This is a genomic window from Sorangiineae bacterium MSr11954 (assembly GCA_037157815.1).
Lineage (GTDB): Bacteria > Myxococcota_A > Polyangia > Polyangiales > Polyangiaceae > Pendulispora > Pendulispora albinea.
Window position 1 is genome coordinate 5,756,152 of record CP089984.1, and the last position, 15,399, is coordinate 5,771,550.

At 68.0% G+C, this 15,399-nt stretch carries 12 protein-coding genes and 1 tRNA gene; 2 read left to right on the forward strand and 11 right to left on the reverse strand.

The window, feature by feature from the left end; all coding sequences use genetic code 11:
- The first annotated feature begins 1 nt into the window (after position 1).
- Complete coding sequence (locus LZC94_22085; GenBank protein WXB19900.1) at positions 2-3,115, forward strand: multidrug efflux RND transporter permease subunit; 3,114 nt, start codon at positions 2-4, stop codon at positions 3,113-3,115.
- A 412-nt stretch (positions 3,116-3,527) separates the two neighbouring features.
- Here the strand turns inward: LZC94_22085 and LZC94_22090 are convergent, their stop codons facing one another.
- The 8 genes from LZC94_22090 to LZC94_22125 all read right to left on the reverse strand — a co-directional run bounded on the left by LZC94_22090 (position 3,528) and on the right by LZC94_22125 (position 11,563).
- Positions 3,528-4,763, reverse strand: coding sequence for a VWA domain-containing protein (locus tag LZC94_22090; protein WXB19901.1), 1,236 nt, complete (start codon positions 4,761-4,763; stop codon positions 3,528-3,530).
- Positions 4,764-5,430: 667 nt separating this feature from the next.
- The gene (gene yihA, locus LZC94_22095; GenBank protein ID WXB19902.1) at positions 5,431-6,126 is read right to left on the reverse strand and encodes a ribosome biogenesis GTP-binding protein YihA/YsxC; all 696 of its coding nucleotides are present in this window, start codon (positions 6,124-6,126) and stop codon (positions 5,431-5,433) included.
- Positions 6,123-7,868 (reverse strand): murein biosynthesis integral membrane protein MurJ, encoded by a 1,746-nt coding sequence (murJ, locus tag LZC94_22100; GenBank protein ID WXB19903.1) that lies wholly within the window; start codon positions 7,866-7,868, stop codon positions 6,123-6,125. Before murJ ends, yihA begins: the two co-directional genes overlap by 4 nt.
- On the reverse strand, positions 7,868-8,224 hold the full coding sequence (locus LZC94_22105; protein WXB19904.1) for a DUF971 domain-containing protein: 357 nt from the start codon (positions 8,222-8,224) through the stop codon (positions 7,868-7,870). The genes murJ and LZC94_22105 overlap by 1 nt, the downstream gene beginning before the upstream one ends.
- A gap of 1 nt (position 8,225) precedes the next feature.
- Positions 8,226-9,116: a carbohydrate kinase gene (locus tag LZC94_22110; protein ID WXB19905.1), complete on the reverse strand. Its 891-nt coding sequence runs from the start codon at positions 9,114-9,116 to the stop codon at positions 8,226-8,228.
- The gene (recO, locus tag LZC94_22115) at positions 9,113-9,832 is read right to left on the reverse strand and encodes a DNA repair protein RecO (protein WXB19906.1); all 720 of its coding nucleotides are present in this window, start codon (positions 9,830-9,832) and stop codon (positions 9,113-9,115) included. Before recO ends, LZC94_22110 begins: the two co-directional genes overlap by 4 nt.
- A 55-nt stretch (positions 9,833-9,887) precedes the next feature.
- Positions 9,888-10,343, reverse strand: a complete 456-nt coding sequence (locus LZC94_22120; protein WXB19907.1) for a helix-turn-helix domain-containing protein — start codon at positions 10,341-10,343, stop codon at positions 9,888-9,890.
- Between the two features lie 380 nt (positions 10,344-10,723).
- Positions 10,724-11,563 carry a Crp/Fnr family transcriptional regulator gene (locus LZC94_22125; protein WXB19908.1) on the reverse strand — a complete coding sequence of 280 codons (840 nt, stop codon included), beginning with the start codon at positions 11,561-11,563 and terminating at the stop codon, positions 10,724-10,726.
- A gap of 260 nt (positions 11,564-11,823) precedes the next feature.
- Between LZC94_22125 and LZC94_22130 the strand changes: the two genes are divergently transcribed.
- Positions 11,824-12,282, forward strand: a complete 459-nt coding sequence (locus LZC94_22130) for a hypothetical protein (protein WXB19909.1) — start codon at positions 11,824-11,826, stop codon at positions 12,280-12,282.
- A gap of 9 nt (positions 12,283-12,291) precedes the next feature.
- On the opposite strand, the gene LZC94_22135 is transcribed toward LZC94_22130, so the two are convergent.
- The 3 genes from LZC94_22135 to LZC94_22145 all read right to left on the reverse strand — a co-directional run bounded on the left by LZC94_22135 (position 12,292) and on the right by LZC94_22145 (position 15,279).
- The gene (locus tag LZC94_22135; GenBank protein WXB19910.1) at positions 12,292-13,746 is read right to left on the reverse strand and encodes a S1 RNA-binding domain-containing protein; all 1,455 of its coding nucleotides are present in this window, start codon (positions 13,744-13,746) and stop codon (positions 12,292-12,294) included.
- Between the two features lie 170 nt (positions 13,747-13,916).
- Positions 13,917-14,000, reverse strand: a tRNA-Leu gene (locus LZC94_22140).
- Between the two features lie 55 nt (positions 14,001-14,055).
- Positions 14,056-15,279, reverse strand: coding sequence for an ATP-binding protein (locus LZC94_22145; protein ID WXB19911.1), 1,224 nt, complete (start codon positions 15,277-15,279; stop codon positions 14,056-14,058).
- Positions 15,280-15,399: the final 120 nt, after the last annotated feature.

A 15,399-nucleotide genomic window follows, 5' to 3' on the forward strand; every position in this document is an offset into this window, starting at 1 on the left:
CATGAACATCTCCGCGCCGTTCATTCAAAGGCCCATCGCCACCTCGCTCCTGGCGGCGGCGGTGCTCATCGCGGGCATCGTGGCGTACTCGTTCTTGCCGGTGGCGCCGCTCCCGCGCGTGGATTTTCCCACCATCGCGATCTCGGCCAACCTGCCCGGCGCCAGCCCCGAGACGATGGCCTCCGCCGTGGCCACCCCCCTCGAGCGGCGCTTCGGGCGCATCGCCGGGGTGACCGAGATCACCTCGAACAGCACCCTCGGCAGCACCAGCATCGCCTTGCAGTTCGACTTGGACCGCGACGTCGACGCCGCCGCGCGCGACGTGCAAGCCGCCATCAACGCGGCCGCCGGCGAGCTGCCCACGAATCTTCCCTTCCGACCCAATTACCGCAAGGTCAACCCCTCCGACGCGCCGATCCTCATCATCTCGTTGAAGAGCGACACCATCCCGCTGGCCCAGATCTCCGACGTGACGGACAGCATCCTCGCGCAGAAGGTCGCGCAGGTGCCGGGGGTGGGCCAGGTCTTCGTCGGCGGCGGCCAGTCGCCGGCCGTGCGCGTGCAAGTGGATCCGGTGGCCCTCGCGTCCATGGGCCTGGGCATGGAAAACGTGCGCACGGCCCTGGCGCAGGCCACGGTGAATCAGCCCAAGGGCGGGCTGAACGGCGCCGATCAAGCGCACTCCATCGACGCCAACGATCAGCTCTTCAAGGCGGACGAGTTCGAGTCCTTGGTCCTGGCCTACCGCGATGGCGCGGCCGTGCGCCTCAAGGACGTGGCGCGGGTCGTCGATGACGTGGTCAACACGCGGCTCGCGGCGTGGGCCAACAACGAGCGGACCGTCTTGATGATCATCCGCCGCCAACCCGGCGCGAACATCATCGACGTCATCGAGCGGGTCCGCGCCATGCTGCCAACGTTGGCGGACTCCGTCTCGCCCGCCATCAAGATCGACGTGGTGCTCGATCGCAGCCAGACCATCCGAGCCTCGGTGCGCGACGTGGAGCAGACCCTCCTTCTCAGCGTGGGCCTGGTGGTGCTGGTCGTCTTTGGCTTTCTTCGCGACGTGCGCGCCACGATCATCCCCACGGTGGCCGTGCCGCTGTCGATCATCGCCACCTTCGGCATCATGTACTTGCTCGGCTACAGCCTGGACAACCTGTCGCTCATGGCCCTCACCATCTCGACGGGCTTCGTGGTCGACGACGCCATCGTGGTCACCGAGAACGTGACCCGCTTCATCGAGCTGGGCGATCCTCCGATGACCGCCGCCCTCAAGGGCGCCAAGCAAATCGGCTTCACCATCGTCTCCATCACCGTGTCGCTGATCGCCGTGTTCATCCCCATTTTGCTCATGGGCGGCATCATCGGGCGCCTCTTTCGCGAGTTCGCGGTGACCTTGAGCATCGCCATCGCCGTCTCGGCCTTGGTGTCCCTCACCTTGACCCCCATGATGTGCTCGCGCCTGCTCCGCGCAAAGGGCGACGAGGACCACGGCGCCCTGTACCGTGTGTCGGAGCGCTTCTTCGACGGGTTGCTCCGCGGCTATTCGCGCGGGCTGCGCTGGGTGCTCGGCCACCACCGGCTCACCCTGCTCGTCACGTTGGTGACGGTGGGACTGACGGTCGCGCTCTACATCTTCGTGCCCAAGGGCCTCTTTCCGCAGCAGGACACCGGCTCGCTGAGCGGCTTCTCCGAGGCGTCGCAGGACACCTCGTTCCCTGCCATGCGCGAGCGCCAGGAGCAAGTCAACGCCATCCTCAAGGCCGATCCCGACGTCTCGCAGGCCATCGCCTTCATCGGCGGCACGGTGAACACGGGGCAGGCGTTCGTCGATCTCAAGCCGAAGCCGCTCCGCCAATCGACGGCCGACGAGGTCATCGCGCGGCTGCGCCCGAAGCTCGCGCAGATCCCGGGCCTCGTCCTCTATTTGCAGGCGACGCAAGATATCCGCATGGGCGGTCGCGGCTCGCGCACGCAGTACCAGTACTCGCTGCAGGACGCGAACATCCAGGAGCTGCGCCTCTGGGGGCCGCGGATGGTGGAGCGGCTGAAGAAGCTCCCGGAGCTGCGCGACGTGGCCACCGATCAGCAGACCGCGGGGATCGAGCTGGCGCTCGACATCGATCGCGACACGTCCTCGCGCCTGGGGATCACGCCGCGGGACATCGACGCGGCCCTCTACGACGCGTTCGGCCAGACGCAGGTAGCCACCACCTACACGCAGCTGAATCAGTACCGGGTGGTGCTGGAGGTCAAGCCGGAGCTGCAGAAGACCGCCGATGGCCTGCACGCGCTCTTCGTGAGCGCCCCCGACGGGAGCCAAGTGCCGCTGAGCAGCTTGACCAAGAAGGCCATGCGCCCGACGTCGCTCTCCATCCCGCACCAAGGTCAGTTCCCCGCCACGACCCTCTCCTTCAACCTGGCGCCCGGGGTGGCGCTGGGGCAAGCGGTGGACGCCATCCACCGCGCGGAGCTCGAGATTGGTCTGCCGCCCAGCGTGCACGCCGATTTCCAAGGCACGGCGCAGGCGTTTCAGTCGTCGCTCTCGAGCCAGCCGCTCTTGATCTTGGGCGCGCTGCTGACGGTCTACATCGTGCTCGGCATCCTCTACGAGAGCTTGGTGCACCCGGTGACCATCCTCTCCACCCTGCCCTCCGCGGGCGTGGGGGCGCTGGTGGCGCTCATGGTGTGCAAGACGGAGCTGAGCATCATCGCGCTGATCGGCATCATTCTGCTCATCGGCATCGTAAAGAAGAACGCCATCATGATGATCGACTTCGCCATCGAGGCTGAGCGCGACGAGGGCCTCTCGCCGGCCGACGCCATCTACAAGGCGTGCGTGCTGCGCTTTCGGCCCATCATGATGACCACCTTGGCCGCGCTCCTCGGGGGGCTTCCGCTCGCCTTGGGCCATGGCATGGGCTCGGAGCTGCGGCGGCCGTTGGGCATCGCCATCGTGGGAGGGCTCTTCTTTTCGCAGCTGCTGACCCTCTTCACCACGCCGGTCATTTACTTATATATGGACCGCTTCTCCCGTCGAAAGCGCCATCCGCTCAAGAGCGAGCCGGCCGATCCAAGCGCCACGGCCATCCCTGCGTCCTCCCGGGTGTGACACGGCGATGCGCGCGACGCGCGCAAACGCGGCGACATGCGCGACGCGGTGATGCGCGCGACGCGGTGATGCGCGGCGACGCGCGCAACGTGCTGATGCGCGCGACGCGGCGACGTGCGCGACGCGGCGACGTGCGCAACGCGGCGACGTGCGCGACGCGGCGACGTGCGCGACGCGGCGACGTGCGCGACGCGTGACGCGGGCGACGTGCGCAACGCGGCGACGTGCGCGACGCGGCGACGTGCGCGACGCGTGACGCGCGCGACGCGGGGACGTGCGCGACGCGGGGACGTGCGCGACGCGGGGACGTGTGCAACGCAGGATGTGCACGACGCGGTGATGTTGCACGACGCAGTGACGTGCGGGACGCGGTGATGTGCGCGACGCGTGACGTGCGCGATGCGCGGGGGAATTACTTCGATACGTATTCGATGCCTGATTTGGCGCCGGCCTTGCGCAAGGAGTCGTAGACCTTCGTGTCGAAGGCGGCCGTTGGCGCGGGCTTGGGGGCGCTCTTCAAGTACGAGTCGCGCTTCTCGCTGGCCGCGCGGATCTGCGCCAAGATGGCCTCGCGCTCCTTGCGCTTGTCTTGCACGAAGCGCTCGCGCTCGTCGGCGCTCATGGTTCGCATCTCGGGCGGGAGCTGATCGGCCGGCATGGCCGCGAGGGAGGCGCCGGTGGGGCCGGCCGCCGCGAGATCCTTTTTGAGGGCGCGCGGCTTGCCGGGGGCCGAGCCGAGCGAGCCATAGAAGCCGGCGCGATCGGCTTGGGTGGCGGCGGGCGCCTCGAGGTTCCTCTTTACGGCCTCGGCGGCCTCGCGCTGCTCGGTGGCGTCGCCGTAGTGCACCTCGGTGGCGGCGAGGGCCGCGTTCAAGCGCGCCAGCTCGGGATCGAAGGGCGTGCTCACGGCGACGACACCGCCGCCGGCCTTGATGGTCGATACCTCGCCGTCGGTCTGCTTCGACACCTTCGTCCAGAAGGCGAGCGTGTCCGGATCGTCGCCGCAGCGGATGGCGCTGATGCGGACGCCGCGCTGGTTCGCGTCGCGAAGGACGCCCGCGAGGGTGATCCCGTCGCTGTAGTCGGTGTGCGCGGGGGCGTCGCCCACCAGGTAAATGAGCTTCACCGCCTGGGCGTCGCTGGACCAATGGACCTTGTTGAGCGCATCGTTCAGGCCCGCGAGCACATGCTCCGGACCATCGCCCCCGCCGTTCGCGCGAAAGCCGGTGAGCGCGGCGTAGACCTTGTCGAGATCCGTCGTGAGGTCGGTCACCCGGGTGACGTAAGCATCGCCCTTGTCGCGGTAGGCGACCAGGCCGACGCGCAAGGTGGGCGACGGCTTGCCTTCCTGCGCCAGCCGCGAAATCTCCCAAATCTTCGCCTTGGCGCCCTCGATCAGCTCGGCCATGGAGCCTGTGGTGTCGAGCACGAACACCAGGTCGACCTGCGGCCGCTGCTCGGGTTTGGCCGGCGCTTGGGGCTCTAGGGATTTCGGCTCTTGCGCCGCGGCGAGCGGCTGCTGCGCCGGCGGGGCGTTGGTCGCGACATGGCTGACCATCGCGTGGTTCGCGGCCGACTGCCGCCACAAAAAGAGTCCCCCGAGTGACACCGCCACCATCGCAGCGGTCACACGCCAGCTACGTTTCACGACGCGCCTCCTTGTTTCCGCCAGGGCGCTTCACGCGGTGCATCTCCGCGACGTCCCGGCCAACTTCCGGCGATACGGCCGGGCGCCGCGAAGGATCTTACCGTCCGAAAAAAACGCGACGCGCCCGCCGACGGTCGTTCGCGCCTGGACGGCACGTCGCATCCGAACGACTCGTCGTATCCAGACGACTCACCGCATCCAGACGGCACGCCGCCGTGCCCTGACGACATATCGTCACGTCCGGACGACAGGCCGTTCGCATCCGGACGACTCGCCGTATCCGGACGACTCGCCGTATCCGAACGACTCACCGCATCCAGACGGCACGCCGTCCTATCCGAACGACACCTCGTCGCACCCGGACCACACGTCGTCCGAATCCGAACGACAAAAAGAAAAAGGCACCACTCAGGGGCCCGGGGGGGGAGAGCCGTCCAAGCGATGCCGACTTTCCCTATTGCGAACGCGATGCCAGCCGCTCACCTGCTATTTTCTCGAGAATAGCCAATGTAGGTGCCGTGCGCTGCCTTCCAACTCTGAGATCCGACCTTCCACCTTTGCGATCTCGAACCGCTTTGTGCGAGCGAACGCGGGCGCGGGAAGTTTCCTGATGACTTCGATCTTGAAGCGGATGCGCACCCGCACGCGTATCCTGCAGCGAACGGGCTCAGCGCTCGTTCTGAACCACGGCCCGCAAGCGCTGCCACAACGAGTCACGACCATCGCCCGTCACCGAGCTGAACCCGATCACGGGCCCTCGGAACTGGCGCTTCACCTTTTCGACGGCCGGCTTCTGCTGGGCGCGCGAAAATTTGTCGATCTTGGTGGCGGCGAGGAAAATCTGCGGCGGGTTCTCCAGCGACTCGAGGAACTCGATGAGCGCGAGATCGTCGTCCTCGGCGCCGCGACGCGCGTCGATGAGCAAGGTGACGGCGCGCAGCACCTGGCGCGTGGCCAAGTAGCTCTCGATGAGCGGACCCCAGCTGATCTTTTCGCTGCGGGAGCGCTTGGCGTAGCCGTAGCCCGGAAGGTCGACCAGGTGCACGCGCAGGCCGTCCGTCCACCCCACCTCGAAGATGTTCACCTGGCGGGTGCACCCCGGCGTGCGGCTCGTTCGCGCGAGACTTTTCCGCTGCATCATCGCGTTGAGCAAGCTCGATTTGCCCACGTTGGAGCGCCCGGCGAAGGCCACCTCGGCCAAGGTCGGGGCCGGCAGCGTCGAGGCATCCGTCGAAGCGCCCACGAAGGCGGCGGACACGATGCGCGGCGGCGGCGCAGGCCTGGCAGACGCGTTGGACGCGTTGGACGCGTCGGATGCGACAGGCGCGACAGGCACGTTGGGCGCGGCAGGCAGCTCGGTCATCGGGGAGCCTTACCACGCCGGAGCCTTCGGCGGAGCCCCGATAGCAGCGATTCGAGCTCGGGCGAGCCAAAGAGGTGCGCCTCCACGATGAAGACGGCGCAAAATGCCGCCACCGCGGCCACCCCCGGCCAGACGAGCCGGAGCGGCCACCCCGCGCTCCACCCCTCCACGAGGTGCGCGGCCAGCCAGCCCCCGGCCGACGCCACCAGCGACGCCGCCAACGTGCGGAGCGCGGAGCCCGCGATTTCCGCCGCGTGCACGTTCGGCAGCTGCAGCTTCAACGCTGCGAACAGCAAGAGCATCTGCACCGCGCTCGACCCCGCGACCGCCGCGCTGATCCCCGCGTGCCCGAGGGGACCGCGCAAGACCACCGCCAGGCCGACGAACGCCACCAGATCGATGGCGCTGACGATCACCGGGGTGCGCGTGTTCCCCATGGCATAGAACACGGGAACGAGCTGCCGCACGGCCGCCACCGTCCAGATGGCGCCGCCCTGCCACGCGAGCGCGCGCGCCGTTTCATGCGCCGAGGCGGCGTTGAACGCGCCGCGCTGAAGGAGGGTGGTGACGATGGGCTCCGCGAGGAACACCAGACCGGCGCTCGCCGGGATGGCGACGAACAGGGAGAGCCGCATGCCCTGGGCGTACGTCTTCCCGAGCTCCCCCAGCTCGCCGCGCGCCGCGAAGGTGGACAGCGAGGGCAGCGCCGCGGTGGAGAGCGCCATCACGAAGATGCCCTGCGGAAAGTCGCAGAGGCGCATCGCCCACGCAAAATAGCTCTGCGCGCCGGGCCCGAGCTCGGACAGAAAGCGGCGCGAGAGCACCAGGTCGATGTAGTAAACGCCGATGCCGAATGTCATCGGGCCCATGCGCCGCAGCACCTCGCGCACGCCCGGATCGGAGAAGCGAAACCTCGGGCGCCCCGCGTAGCCAATGGCGCGCAGCGCCGGCCACTGCGCCGCCACTTGAAGCAAGCCGCCCACCAGCGCGCCGATTACCATGGCGTGCCCGGGATCGATCCCGGCGCGTGCCAGCGGCCCGGGCAGGAGAAACGCCGCCGCCAAGAACGCGACATTGAGCAACCCGGGCGCGAAGGCCGCGACCGCAAAGCGCCGCTTGGCGTTGAGGGCGGCCATGCCCAGCGCCGCCGACCCCATGAAGAAAATGTACGGGAAGACGATGCGTGTAAACTGCACGGTTCGCTCGAAGTCGAGCGGGCGCGCGCGGTACCCTCCGGCGAAGAGATCGGTGAGCTCGCGCGCGAAGATCATCCCGAGCACCGTCACGACCACCAGCGCGAGCAGCGACACGCCGCGCACGCTGGCGAAGAACGCGCGCGCCTCGCGCTCGCCGTCGCCGCCCTCGTCCTTTTTCGCCAGCTTGCCGCTCAGAACCGGGACCACCGCGCTCGACACGGCGCCCTCGCCGAGCAGCTGCCGGAGCGCATTGGGGATGGTGAACGCGACGAAGAACGCGTCGGTCTCCCGGACGGAGAAGAGCGCGGCAAACGCCATATCGCGCCCGAGGCCGAGGACGCGCGAGAGCAGCGTCCCCGCCCCCACGATGCCCGCGCGCGCCACGAGCTTCTTGCGCTCGTCCCCGGCGCTCCCCGCGTCCCGCGCGTCTCCGGCGTCCTGCGCGTCTCCGGCGCCCCGCGCGTCTCCGGCGTCCCGCGCGTCTCCGGCGTCCCGCGCGTCTCCGGCGCCCTGCGCGTCTCCGGCGTCTTGCGCGCGCTCCGCCATTAAAGACGCGCGAGCTCGGGTCGCTCCTTGGTCGTCCGATCCGGCTGGCACGTCTCGCACTGGCAGAGCGCACGCAGGTAGCGGTACGAGTACAGGCCGCTGCTATGCCCATCGAACCACTTCAGTAAGAGCGCGTAGTTGCCCACCGGCTCGATGTCCTCGAGCTCGAGCTGCACCCCCGAGCACGCGATGAATTGAATGGTGGTGCCGTGCCCCTGGCAGCCCGCGCAGGGGCAGTAGCCGCGCAGGATGTCGTGCGGATAGATCCCTTTGTGGCCGTCACCCCAGTCAATCTCGGTGACGGAGGCTCCGCGCGGGGAGCGCACCTTGAGGCATTTGATTCTCGGATCCACCACGTTACGAACCTCCAAGCTTGGAAACGGCGAGCGCGCCAAGGCTATGCCCCTGTGCGAGCGCCTGCGTCCAGAGATTTGCGTCGGCCCACTCGGGCGAGCTCGGGGTTACCTCCCGACGCACCAGGTGGGCGAGCACCCCGGCGATGAACGAATCCCCCGCCCCCGTGGCATCGATGCACTCGGCCGCCTGCGCCGGGAGCGAGACCTCCCCGTGCGCGCCGTACGCGGTCGCCTCGCCCGGGCCGCGGGTCAGCACTAGCACCGCCTCGGGTGCCATCGCCCGTAGCGCAACCGCATCCAAGCCGAACGACTCCAGATCGCCCAAGGACGCCTTGATCAGCGCGCTACCGGGGGCGATGCGCCGGAGGGCGGCCACGGCGGCCGAGGGGCTCTCCCAGAGGCGCGGGCGCGCGTTCAAATCGAGCGACTTGAGCGCGCGGTGCTTGATGGCGTGCGCCTCGAACGCGCGCGTGGCCTCCGAGAGCCCGTGGGTGAGCAAGGTGCTCGTGCCCAGATGCACCCAGGTGGCGTGCGCCATGGCCGGCGTGATGTGCCGCGCGGAGAGCGCCATGTCCGCCGAGGCGTGGCGGTAGTTCATGAAGTGCGGCTCGGCGTCCTGGCCGCGCGCGATGAAGGTGAGCGCGGTGCGCTCCGGCAGGCGGGCGAGCAGAGCGGTGTCCACGCCCAACGCATCGAGGCGCGCCGCCAGCTCGTCGCCGAATCGATCGCGGCCGATGCCGCCCACCACCGCCACACGAACGCCTTGCCGCGCCAACGCCACCGCCACATTGGCGGACGAGCCCCCCACGAAGCGGCGGTAGGTGTCCTTGCCATCTTCGAACAGATCCCAGAGGACCTCGCCAAAGGTGATGACCTCGTAGTGCGTCTTCATCCTTCGCCTCCCGCGTGGGCCCGCATGGCCGCGTCGACCAGCACGAGCAGCTCTTCCGCGTCTTCGTCCGTGAGCTCGGGCTCCTCCCCGCGGGTGATGTCCGCCGCCCGCGCGCGAAGCTCCCCGCCGATGCGCGCGGGCGCGCCACCGCAGCTCTGGCAAATCAGACCGCCGCGCGCGGCATCGATGAACGCCGGCTTGCCCGGCGGGCACCCACGTCCACAGCGCACGCAATGTTCGAACTCGAGGGCATACCCCACGTCGGCCAACAGACGCAGCGCCGCGATGGCCAGCGCAGAGCGCGGCGGATGCTGTCGCGCATCGAGCGTGTCGAGCAAGCCGGTCACCGTGTCCCATGCGCGCGGCTCGGGGATGCGCGGAGGGCAGACATGACGGAGCCAGCGCAGCGCTGTGCCTGCGGCATCCAGCGCATCGAGATCCCCGACGAGCCCGAAACGCTGCACCACGACGCGCGCTTCTTTAAGTGTCCCCAGCTCGCGACCGCGATCCTCCAACGACACGTGCAAGGTGTGCATCGGTTCCATCGCGCCACCCACTCTTCGGGCGCTCTTGCGACCCGCGGGAACGATGGCACCGATCTTTCCATCGGTGCGCGTAAAGAACGTGGCTATGACATCGCTGTCACGGTACGCGACGAAGCGAAGAAGCAACGCTTCGCTTTCAATCCTGGTTTGCGTAGTTCGCGCCGTTGGCACGCAAGAAGCTTATCGCAATCGCACACAACACGAGGAACGAACACCCAACGCGTCGTTACGCGTTTCTTGGCCGCTCGAAGTCGAGCGAGCTACCTTCTACCGACGACAGCTCCTTCGGCATGTCGTGGCCGCGGGGCTTGAGCACGATGGATAGCGCCAACGTAAAGAGAATGAGCAGCAGCACGAAAGCGATGGCCACGCCAAAGCGGCGTCCTTGGCCTTCGCGGGCAGCGTGGAGCGGGGTCGGCGTGGGAAGCGGGGTCACGAACACCACACGGCGGCTCGAGGTGTAGCGAGCGAGCACTTCGTTGGGAACCACCCCGACGGCTTGCGCGTAGGACCTCAGAAATCCACGGACGAAAACTTCTCCCGGCAGATCGTCGAAGTGGTCGCTTTCAATGGATGAAAGCGTCGCCGCCGGGATGCGCGTAACGCGCGAGACCTCCGCGATGCTCATCGCCTTGAGTTCCCGTTGGCGCTTGAGAAAACTGCCGATCGATTCCGTGGTCACTCCAACCTCCGGTACTTCGGACACATCCTGGAAAAAAGAGTCGAGTACACGCGCATTCCGCTAAGGCGCTCCCCTTGTTTTTCGCGGCTTCCGGATTAGTCGAGCGGCCACGGCGCGTCAATCTCGAAAACTCGGGATAAAAATCCACGAAAGTGGTCGGAATTACAAGACAAAGAAGCAATTTGCATCCGAACGGTGTCGCATTTTTGCAACATGCGCTCCGCTTCGCTTGATGTGAACCGCCGCTTACGGGGCCCGACGAGGGTCGTTGCGGAGAGGGTGAGAACGGGTCCAGGACCGAGCCCGCGGGCGGCTCGCTGCCCTTCTATGACCACATCTCGGGGCGGGTACCCCGAAGCATCACCCCCGGGCTCACTTGCTCATCGCACCGTACGTTCTCGGCCATCGCTGCTGTCCCGGCCGTCCCGCCCATCCCCGTGAATCTCGTCCTTGGTGCCCAAAAGAACGTACAGACGGCGCAGGGCCTCGACATCGGGGATCTCGATGCGCTCGCCCACGATGCGAACGTACTGCTGCTCGCGGAGCCTTTGAACCGTTCGCTTCACGGTGTCGACATCGAGCCCCACACGGGACGAGAGCTCGACGGGCGACATGGCGATTTCGGCCGCCCCCAGGGCACGCTGGGCGAGCTTGAGGAGCGCGCTCACGATTTTGAGCTGGGTGTCGCGAAGGAGCATGATCTCGATCTGGTCCTCCGCGTCGCGCACCCGGAAGACGAGCTGCTCGATGACCCGGGTGGCGATGCCGGGGTAGTTCTCGACCAGGCCGCGAAAGGCACTTCGGCCGAGCACCAGCAAGGTGGCGTCGGTCAGGGCCACCGCGGTGGAGTTGCGGGCCACCTCCCCGCCGGGCGGCACACGCGCCGGGGACTCCTCGATGGACACGGTCCCCGATGGGCGGAGCGCGCCAATGGGATCGCTGTTTCCGAGGAGCGCGGCCTCGCCAAAGAGATCGCCCGGCTTGAGGAGCAGCAAGCTTCGCTCGACCATCCGCACCCGTTTGAGCAGGCGGATGCGCCCCTCTTGAACGAGGTAGGCCTCGGAGGCGGGCTCGCCCTCCCGAAAGATGGTCTCGCCGGCCGATACCCGGCGGCCGTAGCGGCTGATGAGTCGCGCTTGCTCGGCGGGCCCCAGCTCGCCATCGACCACCGATAAGCGGTCGCTATGCCGCGGAAGCGTGTTGTCCAGCCTGCGCTCCATCCGCTCGACAGACTAGCGGATTCGGATGGGGTTGACACGTGCCACGCTGGGCATTTGCATATTGCGAGGGGGAAACAACCCACCTTGGGGGCCAAAGGTGCGGAGCGGCTGGGATCTCTTGCCTGCGGTTGAGCGATCTGATTCGCTGGGAGGTCTCGCATTCGCCGCGTACGGGCCGCGCTTGCCGGCGAATGCGACGGCAAGGGACCGGGCATAAGGGGCACAACGGGACAAAAGCGACGGGAAGAAAGGGGGCGCGCGTGTACTCCGTTAAGAATCGGGTGGGGCGGCTCGTGGAAGCATGGGTTGCGACACCGGTGTCGCTGGAGGATGCCAACCGTATTTTCATCGACGCGCGCACCTGCGTGAGCTCGGTCGCTGCGAACGGCTACAAGGTGGTCGTCGTCGCCGATATGACCCAGGTGAGCCTTTTTCCGCCGGAGATCTCGGACAAGCTCCTGCAGATCATGCGGGGCGACACGCCGCACTTGGAGCGCGGCGGCTACTGGATCGGCGAGGCTTTGCCCATGTTCAGCCTGCAGATTCAGCGCATGATCCGCGAGGCGGGCAGCACACAACGGCGCATCTTTACGCGGCGCGCAACGATGGAGACGTGGCTGGCCGACATCCTTGCGCCGCATGAGCGGCGGAGGCTGACGGACTTTCTCGACGGGCGGGAAAAGGAGCTCGCCGCCCTCTCGACGGGCGGCACCGGCTGAGCGCGGCCGCTACTTCTTGCCGCGGCCCTTGAGCAGATCCGCGAAGGTGCCGAGCGACGCCGGCGCCCCCGCCTTGCCCTTGGCCGCCTCGAAGAGGCCGCGCTCTTCGTCGGCGACCGCGCCCTTGATGGACAGCCGCAGGCGGCCCTCGCCGGTCTCGAGGACCTTGGCGGTGACCTTCTTTCCCTCGGGGAACGACTTTCGCAAATCGGTCCCGCGGGGCACGCCCAGCTCGGCCGCCGGGATGAGACCGCGGCCCGAGCGCCCCTTGGTGCCGTCGATCTGAACGAACACGCCGTACGACTCGATGCGCTCCACCGCGCCGGTCACGATGGCGCCCACCTTCACGGCGTCGTTCGTGGCCACCACGCCGCCGACTTGCGCGCCCTCGGGCGCGAGCACCAGCGCGATCTTGCGCGCGGCGCGGTCGATCTTCTTCACGACCAGGCGCAGCGACTCCCCTTCCCCCGGCTTTTTGCCGCGCCCCAGCTCGGAGACGTGCACCAGACCTTCCACCCCCGGCGCGAGCCGCACGAAGAGGCCGAAATCCGTTTCGCGGGTGACCGTACCCTCGATCACACGGCCCTCCACGATGGCGAGCTCCGCCCACGGATCCGCCATGAGCGACTTGAGCGACAGGGTGATCTTCTTCGCCAAGGTGCCCGGCCGCGCATCGGCCACGTCTTTGACCTCGCGGACCTGCACCTGGACGGTGTCACCTGCCTTGAGCGCGTCCTCCACGGAGACGTTGCGGTCGTAGCCGATCTCCGAGCGCGGGATCATGCCCTCGACCCCGCCCAGGTCCACGAAGGCGCCGAACTCGCGCACGCTGGAGACGGTGCCTTGCAGCACGGCGCCCGGCTCGATGGCGCTGAGGGCGCGGGCCGCGTTCTCGGAGCTCTCCTGCTGGAGCAGCGCGCGGCGCGACACGACGATGTTCTTGCCGCCGTCGCGGATGTCGGTCACCACGAAGCGCAGCATCTGGCCGATGAGCGCCTTGACGTCGGCGTCCTCCACCCGGCGCACGTCGACCTGCGACATGGGGCAAAAGGCGCGCATGCCGCCCACGTCCACGTCGAGGCCGCCCTTGTTCACGCCCGTGACCTTGCCCTCCACCCCGAGGCCCGAGGCCTTCGACTGCTCGAGCGCGGCCAGGCTGCCCGGTTTGCCCAAGGAGCGACCCAGGCGGATGATCCCCCGCCCCTCGTCGACCTCGACCACGTGCGCGGAGACCTTCTCGCCCTCGGCGACGGACACGGTGCCGTCGGGCGCGCGAAGCTCGGAGGCCTCGAAGAACGCCTGGCGCTTGCCGTCGAGCTCGACGAAGACCGAGTCGCGGCCGATCTGAACCACGAGCCCCTCGACCCGATCGCCCACGCGGGGCGTCTTGCCGCGCTTTTTGGGGGCGGTGGCGGCTTCGCGTTCGAACAGGGCGGCAAACGAGTCTTCTTTTTCGCTGCTCATGGGGACACGCTTCCTAAGTCAGGGCGTACGAACAGAAAACACGAAAAACGAGGGAGGCTCAAAACCAAAGGCTCCGAGGGGCGAAGCCCCTACCTGAGACCGGAAAATACGAAAGGCCCCGCAGGGTTTGCCTGCGAGGCCCGTTACAGTCAGGTTCAACCAGGACTTTGTGCGAAGGAGGGGACTTGAACCCCTATGCCAATTACGGCGCTAGCACCTCAAGCTAGTGCGTCTGCCAGTTCCGCCACCTTCGCGTCGCGGTGTCGTCGTTGCTGTGGGCGCGAAAAGAACAATATCCCGACACGTAAGTCAAGCGTGCTTTCGTCGAGAAAGTGCTTCGACGACTTCCGAGACCTCGAAAGGCTTACGAACGCAGTGAATTTGCCCTGCAAGATGCTCGGGGAGGCGATCGACGCTTCCGGTAATAAAAACGACCGAGGCGTGGGGCGAGCGGGCTCGGAAGGCCGCCAGGGCACCCTCGACGTCTTTTTGGATGGGCGAGAGGTCCAGCAGGGCGGCGTCGTGATCCCGCCGGTCGATCGCCCGCGCCAGGTCGGCGGCGTTGCGGGCGATGGTCACTTGTGCCCCGCGGGCCCCCAGGGAGGCCTCGAGCAAGGTGCACACGTCGTCGTCGTCCTCCAGGACCAGGATGCGAACGCCCTCCAGGGTGCGCGGGCGGGCCGTGGACGGTGGCACCGCCACCTGGCCGTCCAGCGGCCAGAAAATGCGAAAGCACGCGCCGCGCGGCCGCACCGGGCGCGCTTCGCCGTTGGCCTGACCGGCGGCCACGGGGCGCGCGGGCGGAGGCTGCGGCGTGCCGGCGCCCGAGCGCGCCGTTCGCGGGGGCGCGTCGCTGTCGGGGGCATCATCCGGAGGCGCCGGGGAGAGCAGGATCAAGTCGCCGCCGTTGGCGCGGGCCAGGGCGCGCGCATGGCGAAGGCCCACCCCTGCCCCGCCGGCGCGGGTCGAGATGCCCTCGAAGAGCGTCTTGCGGCGCTCCTCGGTGATGCCGGGGCCCTCGTCCTCCACGTCGATCTGGACGCCGCGCGGACCGGGCACCGCGCGCACGCGCACGGTGGCACCCGGCGGCGAGTGCGCCATGGCGTTGAGGAGCAGGTTGGTCACGATCTGGGCGAGCTCGGACGCGCCCGTGACCCGCGCACCGCTGGGCGCGGCCGCGAGCTCGAGCGCCACATGAACGCGCTGCGCTTCGACCGTGAGCGCGTCGATGGTCTCGCTGAGGGTGACGTCGACGAGCTCGTAATCGTCGGCGCGCGGGAGCTCCACGCCGATGGCCCGGCGCGCAAGATCGCGCGCGGCGCGGCCACGCTGCTCGATGATGCGCAGCGCATAGCCGACCGCGTCGGAGGAGACGCCCGGGAGACGCGCCTCCGCGACCCATCCGAGCAAGACCGTGAGCGCGTTGGAGACATCGTGCAGCGCCCCGGCGAGATCGCGTCGCGCGTCGGGGCTCTCCGAACGGCGAACGTCGGGATTCGACTCTCGACTGCTTATGTCGTCTTCTTGCGCCAACCAATTCCTCCTCGAGGAAGGATACACGGTGTCACGCACATGCCACACGTCTCCTTCATTTTCATCCCATAGGGACGAAAATAGCCGAAAGCAGAACCTCGGCACGTCCACGAGGGGGGC

Bases quoted from the DNA above. Each gene is read 5' to 3' on its own strand.
- LZC94_22085 (WXB19900.1), top strand. From the start codon at position 2: ATGAACATCTCCGCGCCGTTCATTCAAAGGCCCATCGCCACCTCGCTC.
- yihA (WXB19902.1), bottom strand. From the start codon at position 6,126: ATGACCGAGCTGCCTGCCGCGCCCAACGTGCCTGTCGCGCCTGTCGCA.
- murJ (WXB19903.1), bottom strand. From the start codon at position 7,868: ATGGCGGAGCGCGCGCAAGACGCCGGAGACGCGCAGGGCGCCGGAGAC.
- LZC94_22110 (WXB19905.1), bottom strand. From the start codon at position 9,116: ATGAAGACGCACTACGAGGTCATCACCTTTGGCGAGGTCCTCTGGGAT.
- LZC94_22125 (WXB19908.1), bottom strand. From the start codon at position 11,563: ATGGAGCGCAGGCTGGACAACACGCTTCCGCGGCATAGCGACCGCTTA.
- LZC94_22135 (WXB19910.1), bottom strand. From the start codon at position 13,746: ATGAGCAGCGAAAAAGAAGACTCGTTTGCCGCCCTGTTCGAACGCGAA.